At 35.2% G+C, this 25,114-nt stretch carries 27 protein-coding genes; 9 read left to right on the forward strand and 18 right to left on the reverse strand.

Annotation, left to right across the window (positions count from 1 at the left end; all coding sequences use genetic code 11):
• Nucleotides 1-63: 63 nt before the first annotated feature.
• The gene (locus M2372_RS00990; protein ID WP_123318740.1) at nucleotides 64-363 is read left to right on the forward strand and encodes a hypothetical protein; all 300 of its coding nucleotides are present in this window, start codon (nucleotides 64-66) and stop codon (nucleotides 361-363) included.
• A 59-nt stretch (nucleotides 364-422) separates the two neighbouring features.
• On the opposite strand, the gene M2372_RS00995 is transcribed toward M2372_RS00990, so the two are convergent.
• The 5 genes from M2372_RS00995 to M2372_RS01015 form a co-directional block, all read right to left on the reverse strand.
• Complete coding sequence (locus tag M2372_RS00995; RefSeq protein WP_123318739.1) at nucleotides 423-1,196, reverse strand: hypothetical protein; 774 nt, start codon at nucleotides 1,194-1,196, stop codon at nucleotides 423-425.
• A gap of 42 nt (nucleotides 1,197-1,238) precedes the next feature.
• Nucleotides 1,239-2,000: an MBL fold metallo-hydrolase gene (locus M2372_RS01000; protein WP_123318738.1), complete on the reverse strand. Its 762-nt coding sequence runs from the start codon at nucleotides 1,998-2,000 to the stop codon at nucleotides 1,239-1,241.
• Nucleotides 2,001-2,407: 407 nt separating this feature from the next.
• Nucleotides 2,408-2,950 (reverse strand): Crp/Fnr family transcriptional regulator, encoded by a 543-nt coding sequence (locus M2372_RS01005; RefSeq protein ID WP_123318737.1) that lies wholly within the window; start codon nucleotides 2,948-2,950, stop codon nucleotides 2,408-2,410.
• A gap of 51 nt (nucleotides 2,951-3,001) precedes the next feature.
• A complete protein-coding gene (locus tag M2372_RS01010; protein WP_115972141.1) occupies nucleotides 3,002-3,457 on the reverse strand; it encodes a hypothetical protein in 456 nt (151 codons plus the stop codon).
• A 16-nt stretch (nucleotides 3,458-3,473) separates the two neighbouring features.
• Nucleotides 3,474-5,459, reverse strand: coding sequence for a urocanate hydratase (locus tag M2372_RS01015; RefSeq protein ID WP_123318736.1), 1,986 nt, complete (start codon nucleotides 5,457-5,459; stop codon nucleotides 3,474-3,476).
• Nucleotides 5,460-5,724: 265 nt separating this feature from the next.
• Between M2372_RS01015 and M2372_RS01020 the strand changes: the two genes are divergently transcribed.
• Entirely contained in the window at nucleotides 5,725-6,159 is a 435-nt protein-coding gene (locus M2372_RS01020; RefSeq protein WP_123318735.1) for an endonuclease domain-containing protein, read from the forward strand.
• Nucleotides 6,160-6,277: 118 nt separating this feature from the next.
• On the opposite strand, the gene M2372_RS01025 is transcribed toward M2372_RS01020, so the two are convergent.
• From M2372_RS01025 to M2372_RS01040, 4 genes are all read right to left on the reverse strand, one after another.
• Nucleotides 6,278-6,571: a hypothetical protein gene (locus M2372_RS01025; RefSeq protein WP_123318734.1), complete on the reverse strand. Its 294-nt coding sequence runs from the start codon at nucleotides 6,569-6,571 to the stop codon at nucleotides 6,278-6,280.
• Nucleotides 6,572-6,621: 50 nt separating this feature from the next.
• Nucleotides 6,622-7,608 carry a D-glycerate dehydrogenase gene (locus tag M2372_RS01030; RefSeq protein ID WP_123318733.1) on the reverse strand — a complete coding sequence of 329 codons (987 nt, stop codon included), beginning with the start codon at nucleotides 7,606-7,608 and terminating at the stop codon, nucleotides 6,622-6,624.
• A gap of 72 nt (nucleotides 7,609-7,680) precedes the next feature.
• Nucleotides 7,681-7,938, reverse strand: a complete 258-nt coding sequence (locus M2372_RS01035; protein ID WP_123319097.1) for a prevent-host-death protein — start codon at nucleotides 7,936-7,938, stop codon at nucleotides 7,681-7,683.
• A 310-nt stretch (nucleotides 7,939-8,248) separates the two neighbouring features.
• On the reverse strand, nucleotides 8,249-8,899 hold the full coding sequence (locus M2372_RS01040) for a protein-L-isoaspartate(D-aspartate) O-methyltransferase (protein ID WP_123318732.1): 651 nt from the start codon (nucleotides 8,897-8,899) through the stop codon (nucleotides 8,249-8,251).
• Nucleotides 8,900-9,024: 125 nt separating this feature from the next.
• Between M2372_RS01040 and M2372_RS01045 the strand changes: the two genes are divergently transcribed.
• From M2372_RS01045 to M2372_RS01070, 6 genes are all read left to right on the forward strand, one after another.
• Nucleotides 9,025-9,993 carry a Gfo/Idh/MocA family protein gene (locus M2372_RS01045; protein ID WP_115972135.1) on the forward strand — a complete coding sequence of 323 codons (969 nt, stop codon included), beginning with the start codon at nucleotides 9,025-9,027 and terminating at the stop codon, nucleotides 9,991-9,993.
• Between the two features lie 328 nt (nucleotides 9,994-10,321).
• The gene (locus M2372_RS01050; protein ID WP_123318731.1) at nucleotides 10,322-12,052 is read left to right on the forward strand and encodes a cellulase family glycosylhydrolase; all 1,731 of its coding nucleotides are present in this window, start codon (nucleotides 10,322-10,324) and stop codon (nucleotides 12,050-12,052) included.
• A gap of 161 nt (nucleotides 12,053-12,213) precedes the next feature.
• Nucleotides 12,214-13,095: a CGA/CIA family class A beta-lactamase gene (gene bla-A / locus M2372_RS01055; protein ID WP_123318730.1), complete on the forward strand. Its 882-nt coding sequence runs from the start codon at nucleotides 12,214-12,216 to the stop codon at nucleotides 13,093-13,095.
• 55 nt (nucleotides 13,096-13,150) lie between these two features.
• Nucleotides 13,151-13,561, forward strand: coding sequence for a hypothetical protein (locus M2372_RS01060; RefSeq protein ID WP_115972132.1), 411 nt, complete (start codon nucleotides 13,151-13,153; stop codon nucleotides 13,559-13,561).
• Between the two features lie 10 nt (nucleotides 13,562-13,571).
• On the forward strand, nucleotides 13,572-14,468 hold the full coding sequence (locus M2372_RS01065; protein ID WP_185018765.1) for a 3-hydroxybutyryl-CoA dehydrogenase: 897 nt from the start codon (nucleotides 13,572-13,574) through the stop codon (nucleotides 14,466-14,468).
• 45 nt (nucleotides 14,469-14,513) lie between these two features.
• Nucleotides 14,514-14,753: a hypothetical protein gene (locus M2372_RS01070; RefSeq protein WP_002977986.1), complete on the forward strand. Its 240-nt coding sequence runs from the start codon at nucleotides 14,514-14,516 to the stop codon at nucleotides 14,751-14,753.
• A 49-nt stretch (nucleotides 14,754-14,802) separates the two neighbouring features.
• Here M2372_RS01070 and M2372_RS01075 read toward each other — a convergent pair whose 3' ends face one another.
• From M2372_RS01075 to dnaN, 5 genes are all read right to left on the reverse strand, one after another.
• Nucleotides 14,803-15,213 carry an META domain-containing protein gene (locus tag M2372_RS01075; RefSeq protein WP_123318728.1) on the reverse strand — a complete coding sequence of 137 codons (411 nt, stop codon included), beginning with the start codon at nucleotides 15,211-15,213 and terminating at the stop codon, nucleotides 14,803-14,805.
• Between the two features lie 487 nt (nucleotides 15,214-15,700).
• On the reverse strand, nucleotides 15,701-18,103 hold the full coding sequence (gene pheT, locus M2372_RS01080) for a phenylalanine--tRNA ligase subunit beta (protein WP_123318727.1): 2,403 nt from the start codon (nucleotides 18,101-18,103) through the stop codon (nucleotides 15,701-15,703).
• A 258-nt stretch (nucleotides 18,104-18,361) separates the two neighbouring features.
• Nucleotides 18,362-18,973: a DUF417 family protein gene (locus M2372_RS01085; protein ID WP_123318726.1), complete on the reverse strand. Its 612-nt coding sequence runs from the start codon at nucleotides 18,971-18,973 to the stop codon at nucleotides 18,362-18,364.
• Between the two features lie 64 nt (nucleotides 18,974-19,037).
• Nucleotides 19,038-19,868: a helix-turn-helix domain-containing protein gene (locus M2372_RS01090; RefSeq protein WP_123318725.1), complete on the reverse strand. Its 831-nt coding sequence runs from the start codon at nucleotides 19,866-19,868 to the stop codon at nucleotides 19,038-19,040.
• 483 nt (nucleotides 19,869-20,351) lie between these two features.
• Nucleotides 20,352-21,482: a DNA polymerase III subunit beta gene (gene dnaN / locus M2372_RS01095; protein ID WP_115972126.1), complete on the reverse strand. Its 1,131-nt coding sequence runs from the start codon at nucleotides 21,480-21,482 to the stop codon at nucleotides 20,352-20,354.
• A 251-nt stretch (nucleotides 21,483-21,733) separates the two neighbouring features.
• Here dnaN and M2372_RS01100 point away from each other — a divergent pair, with 251 nt between their 5' ends.
• Nucleotides 21,734-22,087, forward strand: coding sequence for a diacylglycerol kinase family protein (locus M2372_RS01100; RefSeq protein WP_123318724.1), 354 nt, complete (start codon nucleotides 21,734-21,736; stop codon nucleotides 22,085-22,087).
• A gap of 102 nt (nucleotides 22,088-22,189) precedes the next feature.
• Here the strand turns inward: M2372_RS01100 and M2372_RS01105 are convergent, their stop codons facing one another.
• From M2372_RS01105 to M2372_RS01120, 4 genes are all read right to left on the reverse strand, one after another.
• On the reverse strand, nucleotides 22,190-22,648 hold the full coding sequence (locus tag M2372_RS01105) for a GyrI-like domain-containing protein (RefSeq protein WP_123318723.1): 459 nt from the start codon (nucleotides 22,646-22,648) through the stop codon (nucleotides 22,190-22,192).
• 276 nt (nucleotides 22,649-22,924) lie between these two features.
• A complete protein-coding gene (locus M2372_RS01110; RefSeq protein ID WP_123318722.1) occupies nucleotides 22,925-23,554 on the reverse strand; it encodes an SGNH/GDSL hydrolase family protein in 630 nt (209 codons plus the stop codon).
• Between the two features lie 367 nt (nucleotides 23,555-23,921).
• Nucleotides 23,922-24,338: a ribonuclease inhibitor gene (locus tag M2372_RS01115; RefSeq protein WP_115972122.1), complete on the reverse strand. Its 417-nt coding sequence runs from the start codon at nucleotides 24,336-24,338 to the stop codon at nucleotides 23,922-23,924.
• Between the two features lie 57 nt (nucleotides 24,339-24,395).
• On the reverse strand, nucleotides 24,396-25,097 hold the full coding sequence (locus M2372_RS01120; RefSeq protein WP_123318721.1) for a DUF3667 domain-containing protein: 702 nt from the start codon (nucleotides 25,095-25,097) through the stop codon (nucleotides 24,396-24,398).
• Nucleotides 25,098-25,114 lie beyond the last annotated feature (17 nt).

The following is a 25,114-nucleotide window of genomic DNA, read 5'->3' on the forward strand; positions in this document are numbered from 1 at the left end:
ATTTTAGCTATTATTATTCTATTTTTCAAATAAAATTTTAATCTTGTGAAATATTAGAAATAAATGGGATTTGAATATAAATTAAAAGCTAAGTTTACAGATAAGCAAACTACTGAAATTCAGAATTTACTGAAAAGCTCTGTGCTTTTTGAGAAAAAATATGAATATGCCCATCAGCTGTTCTGGGATTTCAGGTATATGGAAAACACCGGGAAAATCCCTAATATCAGTATTATTTTTGAGGAAGATGGTATCTATATTTGCCAGTACGGCTCTTCTTATGTGTGGAAAAATCTTGATGAACTTAAAAACTATATAGAGAAAGAACAGATTAAATATCAAATCATTGACTATCAAGATTGAAAACATAGTTACATAAAAAACCTGCCTCACAGCAGGTTTCTATTTTTTAAACTTCATTATTAAGAGCCCTTCGTAAGATGAAAATATCGAGGATCAGGATATTGAAATTCATAATCCAGCTCTGAAATTAATTTTGAAGGTGATATTGTTCTGCCTTGAGTGGTACGTTCACCTGAATACGGCAGGTCTTTCTGGGCGTTGATGATCTCTTCTTTATTAGGATGCACAGGTGCCACCACATTATAAACTTTGGACCTGGCCTGATTCTTCAACATTTTCTCAACGACTGAACAAATATCAGCATAATGAATATGGTTAACCAGCAGATCCAGATTGGATATATTATAATTCTTTAGCAGTCTCTGATCTCCCATTAATCCTGCCAATCTCAAAACATTGACTTCAGGAAATCTGTTTTTTATAATACTCTCGCTTGGAACATCATCTGCAAGCCGTTCATATTCTGTAAACTCTTTTTCAGTATCAGGATATACTCCCGTAGAGCTCATCAGATAAAGCTGACCTTTATAATCTCCAAGAAATGCGAGTAAATTCTTAGCTCTTTCATGCAAAGGGATTTCAGCGCCTCTTATTCCTGAAAACGGAACCGTAATAATCACAGCATCCAACTGTGGAGCTATTTCCCATTCCTGCATTGTTTCAGATATATCGTCATCCGGAAAGCTAACCTGAGTGATCTGGTATCCTTTAGCGGATAAATCTTTTATTTTAGATTCTGAAGTGGTGGTTGCAAAAATCTCATATTGATCTGATAACTTCTCTGCTATATGAGTGCCCAACCAGCCACAACCTATAATTCCAATTTTTTTCATTTTTTAATTTATGAATCTATTTGTTAAAAAACAAATCTTTGTCTACGAATCCATCAACACTTCTCCATCTTTCAGAATAAGATAATTCTGTCCTATTTCTTTAGAAGTTTTTTGCAAATCTTCCTGATCAAATAATTGAGGAATATAAAATTTCTCATGGGTAAATAATCCATAATGTATAGGAACCAGCTTTTTAGCATGTAAAAGATGGGCCGCAGCAAAAGCCTCTTTCAAATTAAGAGAAACCGGAACCGGACTGTATTCCAATCCTATCATTTCAAAATTCACAACAACACCATTGGATGGCAAAAACGCATAGTCTATATTTTCATTCTCCCTTCCCAACTTCCAGAACTGATTATGCCAGATGGTATCTCCACCATGAAAAATCTTCGAGTGCAGATCTTCCACAATCCATGAAGTCTGGATTTCTCCTACTCCATCCATTGCAAATACAGGTTTAAAGATAATATTGTTTTCGGTAAAAACTTCATTAAGATTCAGTACAACCATTTCAACATCACCCATAATCTTTCTGACAACTGATTCTAGCCCTGAATACACAATCAATTTTCCATTCTTTTTCAGACATTTTTCCACAACACTTTTATCAAAATGATCCAGATGCATATGGGTAAATAAGATATAATCTGCCTCTACCTTATCTGTAAACTTAATCACTTCATCTACAGCTTCCCCTAAAACAGGTTTGTAATAAGAAAAATCTTCTGCTGCATCTATTAAGATGGTTTTACCATTTGAAATAAGCTTTATTCCTGCCCAGTTTAATTTCTGTATTTCCATATTCTTTTTTCAACAAAGGAAAAGACTTATAGAAGGTCAAACAATAAACAAAAGATAATTAATTGAAGCTGGGAGATGGAAAAATGGAGGATGGAAGTTAATTATCGTCCTGTAATTTCTGATAGTTTTTTGAATCGAGGAACAGCGTATATCTTTGTTTTTATTCATTAAAAGACAAAATCAAAGGAAATAAAGATGCCAGCCAAGCCAGTACTGAAATTAATGGTTGAGGCATACTTTATCAAATCAATTAAAAATCGATGAGCTCTTTGCTCACTTAAAATAATGTGTATTTAAAATTGAAACTTTGCGTTTATAAAAAATAGGATAATAGCTCTTATGAAAAGTATGGGATCATTTATTATTACCTTGATCACTTCCAGCTCCCATCTTCAAGCTTCCAGTCTTTAACTAATCCTCTTTCTGATTCGGCTCAGAGAAATTGGAGTAATCCCAATATAGGAAGCCAGGTATTTCAAAGGAATATTCTGAATATAATGAGGTTTATTTTCCAGCAGGTATTCGTAAAGATCCTGTGGTGTATTTTTTAGTAACAGCATCTCGCGCTTCATGGCAGCGTTCAGTTTTCTGCTCAAGTAGTAATTCTGCACAAAACGGCATTCAGGATTTACGGCGAACATTTCCTTTACTTCATCTAAAGTAATCTCCCAGGCAAGACCGCTGCTGAGAGATTCATAAATCCCTTCAGAACCTTTATTCCCAACTGTAAAAATATCGCCAGGAAAATAGAATTCTGCACAGACTTCAGTATCTATATCTGATGTACTGTTGATATAGTATTTACGGACAAGCCCATCTTCAACAAGATAGGCTTTATTGTCCGAGAATATATTTTTCTTTGAAAACTCAACCTCAGCAAACTTTTCCCAAACAGGATCATCATCCTCTATATTGAGGTGTGAAAACAGTTTTTTATTGATATTTGTCAAGGCTTAGCAGTTTATAAAATTTTTGTTTTTACCTGAAATGAAGTTTCAAAATTATCCATTTAATACATCTCTCAGATAAAAATTTAAAAAACTTAAAATAATCAAATCGTGATTGAAATCCTCATCAATCTCCAGTACATACTTCAATTTAAGAAGGGTTTGCTTATAACTTAAAGCTAAGACTAATTTATCTTGGCTGTCATACAACAATAACTCTTTGTGAAGCCAACTTTTAAATTGGTAGGTATAAATTTCTGTACTATTCCCATAATAAAAGAGTCGGTTTTTGGAAGAGTCGATTATTAAAACCACCTTTCCGGATTCATCCAAAACCCTAATATCCTTCCATAAAAATCCTGTACCTTCAATTTTGTAGATTTCGCTCCCTATTTTTATTCGTTCATTGAGGCCATTAATGACTCCAAATAAAAGTTCACCGACATGCTCTTCTCTCTCATTGAGTACTTGAATTGAAAAATTCCCTTCTTTTGTTGTAAAGAGTTTCATGCCTGTAAACTAAGAATTACAGTAAATTTTCGTCTACAAGATTCGGAAGGGTTACCTTTAAATTAGGTTCAGCTTCCATCGCTCTTTTAATAGCAAAAATAGCCCCCTCATTTCTTGCCCAGCTTCTTCTTGAGATCCCATTGTTCACGTCCCAGAAAAGCATAGACTTTAATCTTCTGTCGGCATCATCACTTCCATCCAATAGCATTCCGAAGCCTCCGTTGATTACTTCTCCCCAGCCTACTCCACCACCATTGTGAATAGAAACCCAGGTTGCCCCACGGAAACTGTCACCAATCACATTGTGAATCGCCATATCTGCAGTAAATCTTGATCCGTCATAAATATTGGAAGTCTCTCTGTAAGGAGAATCTGTTCCTGAAACATCATGATGGTCTCTACCCAATACTACAGGTCCGATCTCACCGTTTTTAATAGCTTTGTTAAAGGCTTCAGCAATCTTCATCCTTCCTTCTGCATCTGCGTACAGGATTCTCGCCTGAGAACCTACTACCAGCTTATTTTCCTGTGCTCCTTTGATCCACTGGATATTGTCCTTCATCTGCTGCTGAATTTCTTCAGGGGAATTTTTAATCATTTCTTCCAATACGGCACATGCAATCTCATCAGTTTTCTGTAAATCTTCCGGTTTTCCACTTGCACATACCCAACGGAATGGCCCAAAACCGTAGTCGAAGCACATAGGTCCCATAATATCCTGAACATAACTTGGATATTTGAATTCTCTTCCTAATGTAGGATTGTCTGCCATTACATCAGCTCCGGCTCTCGAAGCTTCCAGTAAGAAAGCATTTCCGTAATCGAAGAAATAAGTTCCTTTTTCTGTATGTTTATTGATGGCTGCCGCGTGTCTTCTTAATGTTTCCTGAACTTTTTCTTTGAATAATTCAGGATCTTCAGCCATCATGGCATTAGATTCTTCAAAGCTTTGTCCTACCGGATAATATCCACCCGCCCAAGGGTTATGAAGTGAAGTCTGGTCTGAACCAATATCAATTCTTAAATCTGCCTTGTCAAATTTTTCCCAAACATCTACAATATTTCCAAGATAAGCTAAAGAAACAGTTTCTTTATTTTGCTGTGCCTCTCTTACTCTTTTCACCAATCCATCCAGGTCTTCATAAATTTCATTCACCCACTTCTGATCATGACGGATTTTAGTAATCTTTGGATTTACTTCTGCACATACGGTAACACAACCCGCAATATTTCCTGCTTTTGGCTGAGCTCCACTCATTCCTCCCAATCCTGAAGTAACAAACAGACCCCCTTTTGGATCTTTATTGATCTTTCTGAAAGCATTTAAAGCTGTAATAGTTGTTCCGTGAACGATTCCCTGAGGACCGATATACATATAACTTCCCGCTGTCATTTGCCCATACTGTGTCACACCAAGAGCATTGAATTTCTCCCAATCATCCGGTTTGGAATAATTTGGAATCATCATCCCGTTCGTTACCACGACTCTTGGTGCATCTTTGTGAGATGGGAACAATCCCATCGGATGTCCTGAATACATTACCAAAGTCTGCTCATTGGTCATTTCAGACAGATATTTCATGGTCAGCAGATACTGTGCCCAGTTGGAGAAAACAGCTCCGTTTCCACCATAAGTAATCAGTTCATGAGGATGCTGAGCAACGGCATAATCCAAATTGTTCTGGATCATCAGCATAATGGCTTTTGCCTGCTCAGATTTTCCCGGATAATCTTCAATAGATCTGGCTTTCATCTCATAATCCGGACGGAAACGGTACATATAAATTCTTCCGTAGTCCTCCAGTTCCTGCTTAAATTCAGGAATTAATTCTGCATGAAACTTCGGATCGAAATAACGCAAAGCATTTTTCAATGCCAGTTTTTTTTCTTCTTCTCCTAGAATTTCTTTACGCTTTGGAGCATGGTTGATATTCGTTTCGTATGGTTTTGGTTGTGGCAGCTGATTCGGAATCCCCTGCTGTATCTGTTCTTGAAATGTCATATTGCTATTTAAAGTTCTATGTTTAAACAATGTTTTAAGTTTTAAAGATATTCAAATTATGAAATATAGGCAACAAAAGACAGGAAAAGGAAAGCCTAAAACAATGATTAGGCAAAAAAGCTGATTATCAATCCTATGAAAATATATTCAACACCATATTTTAAATACTATATTTGAAAAGAAGCACTCACATTCCCCTCCTCCGGAAGGGCGGCTTTCAAAATTCTCTGAATTTTGAAAGCCGGGGTGGTTAAAAAACACACAAATGAAAGAAATACTAACCTCTATCAATGGTACTCCCATTCGTAAGAACTTTGTAGTAAATCTACCCTACAATTCCAGATTAAAACCACTACTGAAAGAAAAACGTAAAGCCAGAATATTGGGTGAGGTCATTTTCTGGAAAAAAGTTCGGACAAAAAACTTTTATGAAATTGATTTCGACAGACAAAGGATTATCGGGAACTATATTGTTGATTTCTATGTGAAATCTTTAGGATTAATTATTGAGATTGATGGTTCAAGTCACGATGAAAAACAAGTCTATGATGGTATTAGACAGGAATATCTGGAATCTTTAGGGCTGTTATTTTTTAGAGTTAGCGATTTTGATGTGAGAAATAATCTTGGGTGGGTAATGAAAGAATTGGAGGATTTTATTGTTGCTCATTATGGAACCACCCCGTCTTCAAAAATTTAATAATTTTTGAATCCACCCCTCCGGAGGAGAGAAATTTCTTCTTACAAGATTAGGTTGTCCTTTCAAAAACAAAAAACCTCACTGAAAATCAGCAAGGTTATTATTATAAGTAAATTTTCTAAGTTAAAACATCATCGTTCTCTTCTTCATGATCATCCTCATTATCACTGAGGCTCCAATAGTTATTTTCTTCATCTTCCTCTCCTATTTCTTCCATTTTATCATCGTCTTCGGCACCTGGAATATCAAGGCCTTTATCTATCTTGTCTTCATCTATATCTTCATCAAATATAGGATTTCCGTCTCCATCCAGCGAAACATGTTTTTCTCTTTTGAATATATCTTCGTTGGGATCATAATCCATACGTTCCAACCTTTTGTTCTGTTCATTAATATTGTTTTCCGGTGCCATAATATTTAGATTTTTAAGGTTTATATATTCAGAACAAAAATAATTCCAAGTTATGATAAATGATGGGAATATACTTCAGGATTGGCACAATTCGGCATCTTCTCACCTTTTGAAAAGGCAATAAGATTTCCGGCAGCTAGTCGGGCCATTCCGTTTCTTGCTTCAATGGTTGCTGAGCCGATATGAGGTAACACACAAACATTGGACAATTCTAAGATAGGATTGTCTGAAGACATAGGTTCCGGGTTGGTTACATCAAGGCCGGCTCCCCAGATTTTCCCTTCAGTTAATGCTTTATATAAATCCTGTTCCTGATGAAACCCACCTCTCGCTGTATTGATAAAAATAGCGTTGGATTTCATTTTTCCAAATACCCCATTATTGAAAAGTTCTTTATGTTCAGCAGTAAAATTAGCATGAATACTTAATACATCAGAATCTGTAACCAGTTCATCAAATGAGACATACTTCGCATCCAACTCTCTTTCAGCTTCTTCATTATGACGGCGATTGTGATAAATGATCTTCATATCAAAAGCTTTTTTGCATTTTTCAGCCATTTGAAAACCGATTCTTCCCAATCCAAAAACACCTAATGTTTTGCCATAAAGTTCCTGTCCCAAAGCATGCAAAGGATCAAAAGCTCCCCAATTTCCTTCTTTCACTTTTTGAAAATTATAGCTCGCCCGTCTGGCTACCGACTGCATCAGTAAAAAAGCTACGTCAGAAGTTGCTCTGCTTAATACATCCGGAGTATTCCCAATCGGAATATTCCTGAGACTGGCTTCCTTTATATCAACATGATCAAACCCTACGGAATATAAAGCAATGGCTTTGATATCAGGACAGGCATCAAAAAAGGCTTTATCATATTTAAAATCACCACCAATATTAAGAATTACATCCGTATTCCGGCAATACTGTACCCATTCGTCATAAGTAAGATTTTCATTTTCAGGAAATATGATCTCCAGTCCTGCTTCCTGCAACATATTGATTCCAATTTCAGGAATTCTTTTATTGATAAAAACTTTCATTATTATTTTATTGGATTTAAATAAAAAACCTCACTCGCAAAAAGTAAGGTTATTGAACTTTAATATTAAAAATTATTTCTTTTCATCAGAATGGTTCTTTTCCCAAGCCTCAGAAGCTATTTCCTGAATTTCTTCCCAAACTTCTTTAGCCGATTTCTGTGCTTGTGTCATAAATCCTTGTTTTGTGGCCTCCTGATTCTTGCTTTTCATATCGTGAATGTAATCTTTCGCCTGCTGGGAATAGCTTTCTACACTATATCCGGAATTGTTGTGCAGGTTCTTCTGAACATTACTAAAATCATGTGACGCCTTGAATCTGTTCGTATCCATAATCATAAGATTTTAAGTGGTTGAGTTTTTAAAGAAGTCCAATTTCCATTCCGAACTGAACCAAAATTTTATAAAAAAACACAAAAAACTTTAAATTATGCCAACGATAAAGCTTCAAAATGGCACTACATGGAAATTCATATAAGAATTTAATTTATAGCCGTGAATAAACGAATTTTTTAGGAATGCATTTGGATTAAACATTTTTTTTTTGCATTCGTGGCAAAATCAAAGAACTGGTGTTTGAGACCAGCACGCCTACCAGTTCCGTTGTTCAGCGATTATTTAAATTTAGAACTTAATCTTAATTTTATTGATTCGTGTTGCCCAGCATCGGAACAAATTTATAAGCTCCAAACTCTTCTTTTTCAAATTCCGTAGGGCCTACTTTGGTGAATCTGTATAAAACCTGTTCATCCGTTGGACCTAATGGAATGACCATTTTGCCACCTACCTTTAATTGTTTTAACAATTCTGTAGGTAAAGTTCCGGCTCCACAGGTAACAATAATTTTATCAAAAGGAGCAAAAGTTGGCAGCCCGGCAAAACCATCTCCAAAACTTTGAAACTTTGGATAAAGGTGAAGCTCTCTCAATTTATTTTTAGAAAAATCAAATAGATCTTTTTGTCTTTCTACAGTGTATACATGAGCTTTCATTGCCAGTAAAACAGCTGTCTGATATCCACATCCTGTCCCGATTTCCAATACTTTCTCTCCTGCTCTCACCTGTAGCAGTTCAGACTGCTCTGCAACCGTTGAAGGATGCGAAATGGTTTGATGGGCCAGAATAGGGAAAGCCCTGTCTTCATAAGCGAAGTCTTCAAAAATACTTTCAATGAAAAGATGTCTCGGAACGTCATTCATTGCTGAAAGTACATTCTCATCCGAAATCCCGATTCTGTATCTGAGATATTCTACTAAATTCTTTCTTTTTCCTTTATGTACAAACGAATCCTGCATCTGACAAAAGTAAGAAATTAGATTTTAGATTTCAGGAGTCTGCAAAAAAGTTTTATCCACAAAAAACAATTTCTGCCTTCCTGAATATAACTTCTTTCTTATCTTTACAAAAATTTAATAGAGCTATGTTAAAAGCAGGTTTGGTAGGTGCCGGACATCTGGGAAAGATCCATTTAAAACTTCTTAATCAGTCAGACAGATATGAATTCGTTGGTTTCCACGATAAAGATGTTGAAAACGGAAAAAAATTAGAAGCCGAATTAGGATATAAATATTTTGAAAACTTTGATGAATTGCTTGAGCAGATTGATATGCTGGATATTGTTACTCCAACAGTCTATCATTATGATTATGCTTTAAAAGCTATAGAAAAGGGGCTTCATTTCTTTATTGAAAAACCGGTAACCCAAACGCTGGAGCAGGCAGAAGAAATTCTTCGTTTATGCCAGGAAAATGGCATTAAAGCACAGGTAGGACATGTTGAAAGATACAACCCAGCCTTCATTGCCACCAAAGAATACATCAACAACCCGATGTTCATTGAGATTCACCGATTAGCTGAATTCAATCCTCGTGGTACGGATGTTTCTGTAGTACTGGATCTTATGATTCATGATCTGGATATTCTGTTAAGCATGGCTAAGTCTAAAGTAAAAAACATCCACGCAAGCGGTGTCTGTGTAGTGAGTAAAACTCCGGATATTGCCAATGCAAGAATAGAATTTGAAAATGGATGTGTTGCCAACCTTACGACTTCAAGAATTTCTATGAAAGCCATGAGAAAAAGCAGATTCTTCCAGAAAGACGCATATATTTCTGTAGATTTTCTTGAGAAAAAAGCAGAAGTGATCAGAATGAAAGATGCCCCTGAACAGCCTACCCCATTTGATATGATCATTGAAAATGCAGAAGGAGAAAAAAATCAGATCCTGTTTGAATACCCTAATATTCAGCCTAACAATGCAATTCTTGATGAATTAAACTCTTTTGCTGATGCCATTACCGGTGATAAAAATGTAGAGGTTTCTCTTGAAGATGGAACTGAGGCACTGAAGGTAGCTTTGGAAATCATGAGCCTAATCAGCCAAAAATAAAAATATGCTGTGTTATCAGCAACAATAGTTATCATGCTATCTTAATAATCCTTTATCCTGATTATTAAGGTAGCATTTTTAATATAGTACAGTTGTAATTCTTAAATAAAATTCTCATTAAAAATTACAGATTTACCAATAAAAAGACTCCTTCAAAGCAAAAAAACAATATATTTGAAAAACAATTCAATAAAGTATTGAAATATTTTGATTTATATATAAGGATCTATGGCAAAGCAAATGAAGTAAGTAACTGCTTATTTTATAATGCCATTCATGATTGATTCTAATATTATTCCTCCATTATTTTAAAACCATCAAAACAACTATGAAAAGAGCCATTCTATTATCCGCTTTATTATTGTCTCAATTTGGGACATCTCAATTATTAAAGACTTCAGGACAAAAAATCATTAATGATAAAGGTGAAAATATCCAATTGAAAGGCCTCGGCTTAGGCGGATGGATGCTACAGGAAGGTTATATGCTGAAAACAGCTGATTTTGCTGGTCCTCAATATAAGATTAAGGAAAAAATAGCCGAATTGATTGGTGAGGATGGAATGCATGAATTTTATAAAGCTTATCTGAAGAATGGTATTACCAGACAGGACATTGATTTTTTAGCAAAAGCGGGCTTCAATTCTATTAGGCTTCCTATGCACTACAACCTGTATACTCTTCCTATAGAAAAGGAATCGGTAAAAGGCAAGGACACATGGCTGGAAGAAGGTTTTAAGATGACCGATGATTTGCTTAAATGGTGTAAAGACAACAAAATCTATCTGATCCTTGATCTTCATGCTGCTCCCGGCGGACAGGGAAATGATGCCAACATCTCAGATAACGATAAGACTAAGCCATCACTTTGGGAAAGTGAAGAAAATCAAAGAAAAACCATTGCGCTCTGGAAAAAACTGGCAGATCGCTATAAGAATGAACCATGGATCGGTGGATATGATATTATTAATGAGCCTAATATCAATTTCACCGGAAAAAACCCCAATGGTATTGATGAAATGTCGAATGCCCCTCTTTGGAAATTACAAAAAGAGATCACCAGCGCCATCCGGGAAGTGGATCAGAAGCATATTATCTTTATTGAAGGAAATGGATGGGGTAATAATTACAATGGCTTACTGCCAATCTGGGATCAGAACATGGCTTTCAGTTTCCATAAATACTGGAATGATAACGATGATAAAACCATACAGTTTGCCTTGGATTTAAGGGAGAAACATAATATACCGATCTGGCTTGGAGAAACCGGTGAAAATTCTAATGTATGGTTCACAGAACTGATTCAGTTATTGGATAAGCATAATATCGGATATGCTTTCTGGCCTATGAAAAAAATTGACAACATTGCCGGAATTACCAATGTAAAAACAACTCCTGAGTATGAAAAGCTTTTGAACTACTGGAAGAACGGCGGCGAAAAACCTTCCAAAGAATATGCAAAGAAAGCATTGATGCATATTGCAGACAACTACAAATTCAGCAATACTGAAGTAAAAAATGATGTTATTGATGCCATGTTCAGACAGGTGACCGATGATTCTACAAAACCGTTTAAAAATCATCAGATACCTGGAAGAATATTTGCATCAGAGTATGATCTGGGGAGGTTGGGTTCTGCTTATCTGGATAAAGATTTTATTAACCTTTGGGTAAGTGATCCTGCTAAAAGATCCGAATGGAATTCCGGCCAGCAAATGAGAAATGATGGTGTAGACATCTACTCCTGCACTGATACAATTACCAATCAATATTATGTAGGAAAAACGGAGGCTGGAGAATGGCTGCAATATACTGTAAGCTCAAAAGCAGATAAAAACTATACGTTTGAGATCAGATATTCAAGTATAAATCCTTCAAAAATAAGATTTGAGAATAATTCAGGAAAATTATTATCCACCATCTCATTACCGGCTACAGGAAAAAATGAAGACTGGAATACTGTTTCTGCAAAAAATATCAAGCTTCAGAAAGGGGAAAACAAAATCAGGGTCATCTTTGAAAATGATGGTGTGAACCTGAATTATTTTGAAATAAAGTAAAATGAAGGTTGGGAAGATGGAAGCTTGGAGTTAATTATCTCACTAATACCTTTCAACGGCCTGTTTAAAAATCTTTTTTTCTTCTGAGCCTATCGATAATTATCTTAAATTGCATATCCCTTTTAGCCTTTAAAAGGGATTTCTTTTTATCCTTAATCACTATGAAAAAAATAACATTCTTTCTCCTTTTAACTTCCGCATTTGTTTCTGCACAAAAATCTACATTAGAACAAAAAATAAACTCAATTACAAAGGGCAAGCAAGCTACAGTAGGAGTTTCAGTTTTAGGATTTGATAATAATTTTAAATACAGCCAAAACGGAGAGAAAAGACTTGCTATGATGAGTGTTTTCAAGTTCCATATTGCCTGTGCAGCATTAGATCTTGTGGACCAGGGGAAACTTTCATTGGATCAAAAGATTTTCATTAAAAAATCTGATCTCTATGAAAATACATGGTCTCCCTATCGTGTAAAGCATCCTGAAGGAAATAGGGAAGCTACTTTAAACGAAATCATTGACTATACAGTGGCTTTGAGTGATAATAATCTCTGTGATCTGTTGATTGGCCTTACAGGTGGTACACAAGCTGTTCAGAAATTCATGAATTCTAAGGGTATCAAAGATTTTCAGATTAAATACAGTGAACATGGTATGGCTCTTAACGGCTGGGATTCTCTCTATGAAAATTACACTACCACTAGTTCTACTGTAGATCTTTTGAAAAAATTCTATGATGGAAAACTGCTTTCCAAAAAATCTACGGATTACCTGATGCAGATTATGCTGGGAACCAAAACCGGAGCCAATAAAATTGTTGAACAGCTGCCAAAAGGAACACCAGCAGCTCATAAAACAGGGGCTTCCGGCAGAAAGGATGATACACTTACTATTGCAGAAAACGATATGGGAATCATCACTCTTCCCAGCGGAAAACACTATGCAATTGCCGTATTTGTAAGCAATTCCAAAGAATCTGAAACCGAAAACTGCAAAATAATCTCAGACATTTCAAAAGTGGTCTGGGATAATTTTAATAAATAAAATATTAAGCTTAATTTTAGGGCAGAGAATCACATCGATTCCTGAATTCATTACTATGAAAAAAATACTATTAGCAGCGTCTTTATTTTGCTTCACTTTCTTCTTGTCACAGAAGAATCAAAACTATTTAAAGATCCGCTATGGAAGTGTATGCTGTGGTCCGGCTTCAGAGAAACCTGTCATCAGCTACCTTAAAGAGTTTAAAAGAAAAAACCAGATAAGAAGCCTGGAAATCCTTATAGAAAAGGGCGTAGGCAGAGAAGGTGAATATCAGTTATATGTAGGAACCGATTTTCTTACCGTTAATCAGAGAAAACGCCTTGTACGGGGGCTTACTGCTGCTGTTTCTAATCAAAACAACAATAAAAAACAGGCAAACACCGGAAATGTTGGTTTTGATTCCACTGATATCGCTCATCAGGAGGATCTTATGAATGCAAGAAATTTAACTATCTATAAAAAATAAAGGAAAAATGATCAAAAACATTGTAGTTATCGGAGCAGGAACCATGGGAAATGGTATTGCACACACTTTCGCACAAAGCGGATTTAAAGTAAATCTTGTGGATGTATCCCAGGATGCTTTAGACAGAGGATTGAAAACCATTACTACGAACCTTGACAGAATCATTGCAAAGGGGAACCTTACGGAAGAGCAAAAAGCTGAAACTTTAGGTAATATTACGACTTTCACAGCACTTAATGATGCTGTAGGAGCGGCTGATCTTATCGTAGAAGCGGCTACTGAAAATCTTGATCTTAAATTAAAGATCTTCGGACAGATGGATGAATTGGCACCTACAGACTGTATCCTTGCAACCAATACGTCTTCTATTTCTATTACAAAAATTGCTGCGGCTACAAAAAGAGCAGATAAAGTGATCGGAATGCACTTCATGAATCCGGTACCAATTATGAAGCTGGTAGAAATCATCAAAGGATATTCTACATCTAAAGAAACGTTCTCTGCTATTTACGAAATGAGTAAAACACTAGGAAAGGTTCCTGTAGAAGTGAACGACTATCCTGGTTTTGTGGCTAACAGAATCTTAATGCCAATGATCAACGAATCTATCGAAACTCTTTACAATGGTGTTGCCGGTGTAGAGGAAATAGACACAGTAATGAAGCTGGGTATGGCTCACCCGATGGGACCGCTTCAACTGGCAGACTTCATTGGTCTTGATGTATGTCTTGCTATCCTGAATGTAATGTATGATGGATTCAAGAATCCAAAATATGCTCCGAATCCATTGCTTGTAAACATGGTCACAGCTGGAAAACTGGGTGTAAAATCAGGAGAAGGCTTCTATGATTATTCTGAAAGTAAAAAAGCTGAAAAAGTTTCAAAAATGTTTTTGAACTCATTTTAAGTCAATAATTTTATTTATCTTTGAGAAAGTTAAAACATTAAAAAAATGAAATTACCAAAGTTTTTATTAGCAGATAATTCGGAATTTCCAGAAGATCTATTCGTAGTCCACACAGAATATCCAAGATTTATCCTAAACGTTGAGGAAGAGGAAGTTGAGTGGTTAGACGATCTTGAAGGAGACGACGAAGAGACTATGGCAGACGAAGCTACGAAAGTGGTAGAAGCAGCATTTAAATGGTGCGATGAAGAGTTGGCTAAGTACGACGAAGAAGAGGAAGATTAATTACATCCAAATCATAAAAAAGGAACTCAAATTGAGTTCCTTTTTCTTTTTATTCTGATTTATTGAATTTCAATAATAAAAGATTGTCTTTATAAAGCTCCAGAGTGGTTCCGGAAATTACATATTTGTTAGCTTTCCCCATCATATCCATGAAGTTCTGCTCTACTCCAATATTGTTACACATCATTTTTGTAGATCCCATTTGCCCTGCTGAAAATCCTCCTGTAGAAGGATCTATGGTAGCGGTTCCGAAATAGTTGTTACAACCTGCATTTCCATTAATTTTTTCACCTTCAATGTTCAATGTCGGGACTTTGCCTTTTACATTATCTGCCAACGTCCATTTTGTACTGGCAAGAGCTGGCTGGGCTTTTCCTACTTTAGAAGCAGACGGACTTGTCATGGATCCACATGAAGCCAATACTGCTGCTGTACATATACTTAAAAAAAGATTTTTCATTTTTTACTTTTTTAATTAACCCAAATTTACGGATTTTATATTATTTAAACGGGCTGCGATAAATTTTTATTCTTTAACAGTTGATATTTTTACTTTATTTTAAATGTAAATTACTGATCTTACCGGCTCTTCTTTAGATATTAATTTCACAAATGTTACACCTACCTCTCAGTGCGAGCTAAGCAATATCAACATTGAAATACTGCCTTACAGGTTGGAAACGCTAAGACGCAATGTTTTTGAAAATCTGCTGTTTTTAAGGTGCAAGGATTTTATCTCCGATAAAATTGTATGCTTCTTCTAATGCCATGAATGCACGAATAATCTATCAGCAGATAAAGCCTATGTGTCCTTAGTTTGTAAAAAGAAATTAAGTTTACAAACTAAAGGACACATAGAATATTATTTCATAATCTACCTAGAAATAATTTAAAAACAAAAAACGGACTTTAAAAGCCCGTTTCATAATATTTCTGTAATCTTTAAATTAAGATCTTAATTCTGCATTGAATTCTTTCTGGAAAGCTTTAATTAAAGAATCCATTACTTCTGTGATTTCTTTTTCTTCCAGTGTTTTTTCTTCATTTAACAGCTCGAAGCTCATGGCATAAGACTTTTTACCTTCCGGAAGATTTTTACCTTCATACACATCAAATAAATTAATATTCTTGATGAATGGAGATTTATTTTTCTTCGCTATCTGGTAAAGCTCCTGATAGTTAACAGTCTTATCAATCAATAAAGCTAAGTCTCTTCTGATCTTGTTGAATTTCGGAATGTCTTTAAACTTCAATTCGTTTTTAGAACGTAATTCCTGAGCCAATTCAAGCTCTATTTCAGCATAGAAGCAATCCTGATCGATATCAAAATCCTTCAATAACGCCGGAGCTACTTTACCGATTCTTACTAAAACTTTACCATCTGCTTCATAAGCTAATGCATCAGAGAATCTTTCGTCAGATAAAGCTACTTCTTTATAACTTACGGCTAATCTTTCCAATAAAACTTTTACATAAGCCTTAAGGTTGTAGAAGCTTACTGCAGATTTAGGCTGCAGCCAGTTTTCAGCTACATCTCTTCCGGAAACAATAATCGCTAATTGTTTTCTTTCTTCGTACTTCTCTCTTTTGTGGTAGATCTTTCCTAATTCAAAGAATTTGATATCCTCATTCTTTCTGTTGATGTTGTAAACAGTATTCTGAAGAAGTCCTTCTAATAGAGATTTTCTCATGAAGGCAAGATCACCGCTTAAAGGATTCAATAGTTTTACGGCATCAGTTTCGTCTTTTACAGAAGTTAATGAATTGTTCATTACTTCATTGAAACCAAGGCTCTGTAAAGTTTTTGCCCAACTGTTTTCCAGTTCATCCTGATCATTTGCGCTTAACTTCACTGGGGTAAATGAAATCTTTTGTGGAGCATCGATCTTATTGTATCCGTAGATTCTTAAAATCTCTTCAATAACGTCGATTTCTCTTGTTACATCTGCTCTGTAAGCAGGAACAGAGATTTCAAAACCGTTAGGAATTTCGTTTAAAACCTGAATTTCCAATGCTTTAAGAATTTCTTTTACTTTTTCTCTGTGAATTTTTGTTCCTAAAATCTGTTCAATTTTAGAGAATCTCAGGATCACATAGTTATCTTCTATTTTCTTAGGATATTCTTCTAAAAGCTCACCCACCAGTTTTCCTTCTGCAATTTCCTGAATCAGTTTAATGGCGTGAGTAATTGCTGTTCTTGTAAGGTTCGGGTCTACTCCTCTTTCGAATCTGAAAGAAGCGTCTGTATTTAAACTGTGAAGTTTCGCACCTTTTCTTACGGCAATCGGATTGAAGTAAGCGCTTTCAAGGAATATTGTTTTTGTAGTTTCAGATACTCCTGAATTTTCACCACCAAAAACTCCGGCAATACACATTGGGCTATCCTGACCATCTTTAATCATGATCTCAGTACCGTTCAGTGTTCTTTCTACTCCATCCAGTGTAGTGAATTTTGTCCCCGGCTTTACCACACCCACTTTCACTTTTTTGTCTGCTATTTTATCAGCATCAAATGCGTGAAGCGGCTGCCCGTATCCATGAAGAATATAATTTGTAACATCTACAACATTATTAATCGGGCTTAAGCCGATTGCTTTCAATCTGTCTTTTAACCAACTTGGAGATTCTGTAACTTTTACATTCTCAATTACAGCGCCAATATATCTTGGACAAAGCTCTGCATCTTCAATTTCCAGTTTGAAATCGTGAGTTCCTTCATTATTTAAAACTTCGGAAGCCACTTTATTAAATTGCGACTTTTGCTGATTGGTAGAAAGAAATGCATGCAGATCTCTTGCCACACCATAGTGAGACATTGCATCTGTTCTATTTGGTGTTAAACCAATTTCAAGAACCTCATCATTGGTCAATTCAAAATAGTCTGCAAAGTTTTTTCCTACTTCATACTTGGTTTCATCTAAAACCATGATTCCCCCGTGATCTTCGCTTAAACCAAGCTCATCTTCTGCACAGATCATTCCCTGAGAAACTTCGCCTCTGATTTTTGCTTCTTTAATTTCAAAAAAGTTTCCGGTCTTATCATAGATTTTGGTTCCGACAACGGCTACAGGAACAGTTTGTCCTGCCTCTACATTAGGAGCTCCGCAAACGATATTCAATATTTTTCCGTTTCCTACGTCTACTGTTGTCTTCTTCAGTTTGTCGGCATTAGGATGTTTCTCGCAAGTTAAAACTTTACCTACAACAATTCCTTCCAGGCTGCCTTTCACACTTTCAAATTTATCTATCCCTTCAACCTCAAGACCTATATCTGTAAGGAATTCACCGATTCTTTCAGTTTTTAATTCCGTTTTTACAAAGTCCTTCAGCCAGTTGTTTGATATTTTCATTTGCTTATCTATCTACTTGTTTAATTCGTCAAACGAAACATCAGGTTCCATCTGCACTATTTTTGAAACTTTTTTTGAAATTCCGCTCAATTATCGAGTCGGTTTTTCGCGGTACAAATGTCGTGTTTTTTTGAGAAATACAGAAATTTAGAACCAACTTTAAGAGAAATAATTTTAATAGATTTCTTCCGGGAAGGCTGAGCAGATCACTCTGTGCTGTACTTTCAATCTAATTTCTGGTAAGCCATTAAAAATTGGTTAGAATGGCTTTACCAATTTCTTTACACTATCTGAAAATAAAACCAATCCACCTGCCATCATAATAATATCTTTCAAAACAAGACGTCCTGCTCCTGAAAGATATGGAAATCCATATTGAATCGTCGGGCCATCTCCACCAAGATCAGGAACATACACTTCTGGAGTGGTCAAGAGAAAAGATAAGGTAACCAGAGACATAAAAAAGGTCAAAGCCGCACCTACAGCACCTATTTTAGGAAACCAAATTCCCAGAAACACTACAATTCCTATGATCACAATCATCGTTCCCAGCCCATAGGAAAAGGTATAGGTCCCATTCTGTGTGTGCCAGTTAATATTCTTCTGTACAACTTTTCCTTCCGGATTTTTATATATCGTGTATTCAGAAACAAGCTTTTTATCCTTATTCAGGACTTTGTTTCCTGCATTTTTATAGAAAAAACTCATCAGCGGACTATTGGCAACAAAGGGAACAATTCCATCAGCTTCATATTGAAATGCTTTAAGCCCGCCAATCCAGACCATGACAATACATATTGATATTCTCAGAAAATTGAAGAAATAATCATCTAACTTTAATAAACGGCTGTATAAGCTACTGTTTTGCATAAGATTTACTTTTTTAACAAAGATATTCACATGCTTACAGCCCAAACATAGACATTTCAGGACATTACATGGACATTTTTGCCACCACAGAAATGCCTACTTTTTCCCGATATTGTTTGGGAGAACAGCCCATAGCTTTTTTGAAATACCTGCTGAAGTAGAATTCATCATCAAATCCCAGCTCTGAAGCAATCTCTTTTATGGAGCGGTATGTCAAATGAAGAAGCTTTTTGGATTCCAGAATAATTCTCTCATTAATCAGCTGAGTAGGTGTTTTGGAAAACTCTTTTTTGACCACTTTACTTAAGGTATTGTTGGTAATATTGAGTTGATCGCTATAAAATGAAAGTTCTTTTTCGTTTTTAAAGTTAATTTCAAGCAGCTTCTGAAATTCTACAGCGTTTTTATTCGGCAGTTTTTCATTGATTACTGAAGTGTTTTCAATCCCACTTTTCTGTTTGCTGCAAATGGCAAGAATCAGCTGGATATATGTTTTAATAATAGATTGTGAAAACTGATGATTTTCTGTTTCTTCCTTTTTTATATGATTAAAAAGCTCCAGAATGTATTCATAGTTTTCTTTTGAGAGTTCTATGCCGGGATTCAGATAAATGTTATTGAAAAGTAGTCCGTTGCAGGCTACTTCTTCTTTATGATACTCTATGCAATAAAAATCTCCATGAAATAGAAGAACATCAATATTCTCATCCGTCTCTGAAACCAGTTTCAACTTTTGATAGGGTGAAAGAAATAAGATATTATATCCTTTGTAAGAATAATTGATATCATCTACAGAAAAAACACCGGAACCCTTCCATAAAACAACACTGTAGTTTTCAGTGGTAAAATGGGAAGGAAAATCTGAAATTCGGTAAGACAGTATTTTAATTTCCATGATGAGCGTTATTGTGCATTACAAAGAACGTTATAATTTTACTTATATATATTCTTTTAATGCGGCGTACGCAAGGATTTTACAATTACACCGTATTATTTTTTTAAGATCGTAATGGCACTTCACTCAGCTAAGGCTAATCTACTGATTCTAAACATTCATTTAACCTATCATGCATCATCTCTGCTGAATGAAATGCTCTTGCGAACGAAAATATACAGCCTTTAATCCTTTTTTGCGAACTTAGCGTTTAAACAATCTATATTACTTGATTTTTAACGCAAGGAACGCAATGGTTTTATAATGATAATGTATAATTTAAGGGCGCAAAGGCGTTTCACTTAGCTAGCAGCATCCTGAATCCATCTTTGATGTAACTTAACTTTCCATAAAATCTTCATATTTCTTAACGGTTCAATATTTTGACTATAAAAAACAAAAAAAGCTGGATTACTCCAGCTTTTTGTATTTGTTATTTTAATCTTACAACCCGATTACCGGCATTGATAACATTAAGATATTTTCGTTTTCTTCAAGACCATCAAGTGGTTCAATGATTCCCGGTCTGTTAGGCTGAGACATTTTCATTGTAATATCGTCAGAACCTAAGATCGTCAACATTTCCGTTAAGAACTTAGAGCTGAATCCGATATTGATATCTTCTCCATTATAATCACAAGGAATCTGCATGTCTGCTTTATTTGCATATTCAGTATCTTCTGCATGAAGGTGAAGAATATTTCCTGAAAGTTTGAATCTTACCTGGTTGGTAGATTTATTAGACATGATAGACGCTCTCTTGATTGCTCCTAATAAAAGATTTCTGTTGATTGTCAGTACATTCGGGTTTTCTTTAGGGATTACCGCTGTATAGTTTGGATATTTACCATCGATCAGTCTACAGATCCAGATATGTTTATCAAAGGTAAATTTAGCCATGTTCTCATTGAAGTCGATTTTTACGTCTTCATTAGAACTTGCCAGAATATTTTTGAAAATATTCAATGGTTTTTTAGGCATGATAAACTCCATTGGCTCAGCATTCATCAGGTCTGACCTTTTGTAAACAACAAGTCTGTGAGAGTCTGTAGAAACGAAATTGGTTTCGTTTTCTGTAAACTGGAATAATACTCCCGTCATTACCGGACGAAGTGAATCGTTACTGGTGGCAAATAATGTATTGGTTAAAGCTTCGGACAAAACTCCAGCCGGCATTACAACACTTTGAGAAGCGTCGAATTCTGGCAATTCGGGATAGTCATCGGCATTATCTAATGCTACTGCGAAATTATCTTTTTCATCTAAAATCTCAAGCTGGCTTCCAGTTCCTTCCGCATTGTCCTTTACAACAAATGTTAAAGGCTGTTCTCCATATGTCTTGATAAAATCCTGAAAAATTTTAGCAGGAACAGCAAATTTACCTGAATCATCAGACTTTACTTCCAGAGAAGTTACAAGAGTTGTCTCGCCGTCAGATGCTGTAATGGTAACATTATTTCCGTCTAATTCAAAAAGATAGTTTTCTAAAATCGGTCTCGATTGAGAGCTTGATATTACGCCACTTACAGTTTGCAACGCCTTCTGCAGTTCACCACTTGAAATAATAAATTTCATAGATTTATAAAATAAGTTTCTACAAATATAATAAATACATACAACAAAGAAAAGAATATTCCCGACGAGTTTTTAACAAAGATCGTCAATGGGGTTTCAGATCCGATATTACGTTCTGGTTTCCATAGCGGTATATTTTGTATCAAAATATTGACTGCTGAATATATTGTAATCTTAGTTTTCCAAATATAACAGATTAACTGCAACAATCAAAATACAAAAGCTATCTTTGTTCAAAAAAGTAAAGGAACATGCAAAAACCTCCTCTTCATAAAAGTTTTCTGAATGCTTTCCGGGGTGTTTTTATGATGATCAAAACGGAAAGAAATTTTCAGATTGAGCTTGTGGCTTTTTTCATTAACCTGTTCCTTATTTTCTACCTAAAGCTCACTTTTACTGATGCAGCTTTGGTTCTTATGGCTTCTGCAACAGTTTTAAGTGCTGAAATTTTCAATACAGCGATTGAAAAACTATGTGATATTATTCAACCGGATTTTGATAAAAGAATTGGCTTTATTAAGGATATTGCAGCCGGAGCGGTTATTCTAGTAGCCATTGCTTCTGCTATTATTGGGGTTCTTGTATATTGGAAGTATATTGTTTGACCACCCCGTCAAATCTTTGATTTGACACCCCTCCGGAGGAGGGGAATATTGCGTATTCAATTCAATTCATGCAAGTTAGGAGACTTCATCTTTTTTTGATTTCTATTTCACAGCAATCAAAATATCGACTTCTGCATCGGAAGGGTTCTGCGCTTTTTCTCCATACATTTCAAAATCTGCCGTAAAAGTTCTTCCCAGATCCATATCCCAGATTTTAAACCATTCATTAATCACCAACCCTTCTGCCAGATTTCCTTTTGGGGAAAATTTCACATAATCTCCGCCATCAAAAGACTTTCCGACCATTCCCTCCGGAATATGATCAAGGCTTTCTACTTTGCATCCTAACAGCGTAGTATAAGGCTTTGTATGGTCTTTTTCATACTCTGTATAAATGGAATAAATGATGTTATCTATTTTATTAGGGATATTGTTCAACACGTTTTCTTTCATAAATTGTTCCCATAATACAGGAATATCTTTTGCAGCCTGTTCATTCTCATTGGTTGTTCTTACTTCAATTCCGATCACCTTAAAAGGTTCGATTTTCACGTTGTCCATTTTTTAATTTTTTGTTGTAGTCCAAAGATAGAAAAGAGTTGTGACAACTGTTTGTCAGGAGAGAATTTTGGAATGAATAATGCCGAGAATAGTGAATGAAATGATATTTTATGTTTTGGCTCAAGCCAATGGATAGGTCTTTAAAATATAAAACGGGCTTTAGCCCGTTTTATATTGATGTTGATATTCGACTATTTATTACCTTTTTTTGTTGCTAACCAAACAGTAAATCTCTGCATCTTATCTTTCGGATGATACAGCAACATACAAAAGGTATTACAGATATTTTTCAATGATTGGAATTGCTATTTCGGCCATCATTCCATAGCCTTTCTCATTGGGGTGGACCCCATCTGCGGAAAGCAGAACTTCTTTATCCTCAAACAAAGCTGAATGAAAATCAATATAGGTCAAGGAATATTCTTTTGCAATATTTTTAAGGATCCCGTTGTAAGTGATCACTTCCTCGTTTGATCTGAGTTTCCCTGAACCAACCACTACTCCATCTATATTTTTAGATATAGGAAGAATGCTTACCAAATAAATGTCATTAGAAAACTCCTGGGCATGCTGAACCGCTGTGATGATATTATATTTAAATTTTTCAGGATTCACGATCTGCATTCCTTCTTTAATAGCAAGATCATTCGCTCCATAACTGATGAAAACCAGATTTCCATCGGCAGAATTTCTTGCCCTTAATTCTACAGGCATTCGCTTCAATAACCCTTCTGTGGTTTCGCCACCGATTCCTAAATTGAATAAAATCAGTTCATCCCCATTCCCTTCGTGGAATTTCTGCAGGGCATATCTTTTTAAAATATCTACCCAACCGCCAAAAACGCCATCATATTCTCCATACGTTATACTGTCTCCAAAGAACAGACCATACACTATTTTCTTCATTCAATTAATTCTTTTGCTTTTTGATTGTTGCTTTTACAGTAAAGCTTTTCAATTATTCTTCAAAGTAAGATAAAAATCTGCGAAATCCACTTAATCTGTGAGATTTTTTAAATGTAAAATTGTAGTAAGAAAATTTTGAATCATTAAGGATCTTTAAGGAATTAAGAAAAGGGATTTAAATATATTTTTAACGCAAAGGTTTTATTCTTATAGTATATATTTTAGGAAGCAAAGATGCAATCAACAAGTTGATTCGATGAAGCGAGGTGGCAAGCTTTGAAAATAATACGTGTCATTAATATCTAAAATTCCCACTCATTGCTTATTGCTTATTGCTTATTGCTTATTGCTTATTGCTTATTGCTTATTAATCTAACGTCAAAGTGATATTTGTATGTGATTCGATAATTTCTATCAGAATACCAAACAATGTCTGCCCTTTTCCTTCCAGTAAATCATTTAATTTTTGTTGGGCTAATTCAATATTAAAAGGTTTTCCATGTCGGATCTTGTTTTTGTAGAACTCCTGAGTGGCTTTAAGCCCTAAATCTTCTTTTGATTTTTGTGATTCTTTCCAGATAATTTCAATTTCTTCTTTATTTTCAAAGATTCCGAAACCACCATAGAGAATATCATCAAAGCCATCTAAGGTTCCGACTTTCCAATCTGTGTCTTTCATTAAAACATTGGAAACTTCTTCGTAAAAACCTTCTAAAGATGAAAAATGATCACCATGGATGACAATCATTTTTCCTGTATTGTTATTTGAGGTATTCAATTTCATTTTTAATGATATATGATGATTCCTAAAATGTGATAGCCTTTTCTATTACAATAGATTTCACTTAAAAAGATGGATCAGGTAAGCCAATAAAATCAAAGTATATTTGTAGGTAACAACTCCTAAAAATAAACAAATTAAACTTTTAACGTAATTTAAAAAGACCTTTTCTCCAAAAAACTGTCCTATTGCACATACAAAGTAAATCTGAAGCAAAAACACCCCAATTTGGGTGATCATCAACAAGCCAGTAAGCTTTGTGAGCAATAGAAAGAATAGAAGTGAAATAAAAAAAACGCCAAAAATATAGGACAGTAATACGAAGATTTCAAATAAGTTATATCCCTTTTTGTAAAAGAATATTTTTGTCCACAAAGCCATAAAAAATCCAATAATCAAAGCAGAATATGCAAGATGAGAATCTATCCAGCTATTGATAGCTTCGGTATTTATATTATTTTCCCATTGTTTCGTTTCCTCAAATCCTTTTATATTAAATATGAGAACGTCAATATGCAATAAATGAATAATGAAAGTATAAAGAACTGCTGCAAAAACTAAAAACACGATTGGTTTTACATATTTTTCACGGTTTTCTCTAAGATATTCTCTTACGGCTTTTCCCGGGCGTATCAAAACTTCTTTAAAAGTAAAAGGAAAGCCTTTATCAAAATGTAAAAGGTGCTGTATCTCGTGCGAGATGTAATGGGCGTCTATTCTTTTGATTTCTTTTTGGGGCTCAGAAGAATGTTCTTCGTTCATCGGTTATCGTTTTGTTT

The organism is Chryseobacterium sp. BIGb0232, from assembly GCF_024810195.1.
Lineage (GTDB): Bacteria > Bacteroidota > Bacteroidia > Flavobacteriales > Weeksellaceae > Chryseobacterium > Chryseobacterium pennae.

Coding starts and splice junctions, on each gene's coding strand:
- M2372_RS00990 (WP_123318740.1), top strand. CDS start 64: ATGGGATTTGAATATAAATTAAAAGCTAAGTTTACAGATAAGCAAACT.
- M2372_RS00995 (WP_123318739.1), bottom strand. CDS start 1,196: ATGAAAAAAATTGGAATTATAGGTTGTGGCTGGTTGGGCACTCATATA.
- M2372_RS01000 (WP_123318738.1), bottom strand. CDS start 2,000: ATGGAAATACAGAAATTAAACTGGGCAGGAATAAAGCTTATTTCAAAT.
- M2372_RS01010 (WP_115972141.1), bottom strand. CDS start 3,457: ATGAAACTCTTTACAACAAAAGAAGGGAATTTTTCAATTCAAGTACTC.
- M2372_RS01015 (WP_123318736.1), bottom strand. CDS start 5,459: ATGACATTTCAAGAACAGATACAGCAGGGGATTCCGAATCAGCTGCCA.
- M2372_RS01020 (WP_123318735.1), top strand. CDS start 5,725: ATGAAAGAAATACTAACCTCTATCAATGGTACTCCCATTCGTAAGAAC.
- M2372_RS01025 (WP_123318734.1), bottom strand. CDS start 6,571: ATGGCACCGGAAAACAATATTAATGAACAGAACAAAAGGTTGGAACGT.
- M2372_RS01030 (WP_123318733.1), bottom strand. CDS start 7,608: ATGAAAGTTTTTATCAATAAAAGAATTCCTGAAATTGGAATCAATATG.
- M2372_RS01035 (WP_123319097.1), bottom strand. CDS start 7,938: ATGGATACGAACAGATTCAAGGCGTCACATGATTTTAGTAATGTTCAG.
- M2372_RS01040 (WP_123318732.1), bottom strand. CDS start 8,899: ATGCAGGATTCGTTTGTACATAAAGGAAAAAGAAAGAATTTAGTAGAA.
- M2372_RS01045 (WP_115972135.1), top strand. CDS start 9,025: ATGTTAAAAGCAGGTTTGGTAGGTGCCGGACATCTGGGAAAGATCCAT.
- M2372_RS01050 (WP_123318731.1), top strand. CDS start 10,322: ATGAAAAGAGCCATTCTATTATCCGCTTTATTATTGTCTCAATTTGGG.
- bla-A (WP_123318730.1), top strand. CDS start 12,214: ATGAAAAAAATAACATTCTTTCTCCTTTTAACTTCCGCATTTGTTTCT.
- M2372_RS01060 (WP_115972132.1), top strand. CDS start 13,151: ATGAAAAAAATACTATTAGCAGCGTCTTTATTTTGCTTCACTTTCTTC.
- M2372_RS01070 (WP_002977986.1), top strand. CDS start 14,514: ATGAAATTACCAAAGTTTTTATTAGCAGATAATTCGGAATTTCCAGAA.
- M2372_RS01075 (WP_123318728.1), bottom strand. CDS start 15,213: ATGAAAAATCTTTTTTTAAGTATATGTACAGCAGCAGTATTGGCTTCA.
- pheT (WP_123318727.1), bottom strand. CDS start 18,103: ATGAAAATATCAAACAACTGGCTGAAGGACTTTGTAAAAACGGAATTA.
- M2372_RS01085 (WP_123318726.1), bottom strand. CDS start 18,973: ATGCAAAACAGTAGCTTATACAGCCGTTTATTAAAGTTAGATGATTAT.
- M2372_RS01090 (WP_123318725.1), bottom strand. CDS start 19,868: ATGGAAATTAAAATACTGTCTTACCGAATTTCAGATTTTCCTTCCCAT.
- dnaN (WP_115972126.1), bottom strand. CDS start 21,482: ATGAAATTTATTATTTCAAGTGGTGAACTGCAGAAGGCGTTGCAAACT.
- M2372_RS01100 (WP_123318724.1), top strand. CDS start 21,734: ATGCAAAAACCTCCTCTTCATAAAAGTTTTCTGAATGCTTTCCGGGGT.
- M2372_RS01105 (WP_123318723.1), bottom strand. CDS start 22,648: ATGGACAACGTGAAAATCGAACCTTTTAAGGTGATCGGAATTGAAGTA.
- M2372_RS01110 (WP_123318722.1), bottom strand. CDS start 23,554: ATGAAGAAAATAGTGTATGGTCTGTTCTTTGGAGACAGTATAACGTAT.
- M2372_RS01115 (WP_115972122.1), bottom strand. CDS start 24,338: ATGAAATTGAATACCTCAAATAACAATACAGGAAAAATGATTGTCATC.
- M2372_RS01120 (WP_123318721.1), bottom strand. CDS start 25,097: ATGAACGAAGAACATTCTTCTGAGCCCCAAAAAGAAATCAAAAGAATA.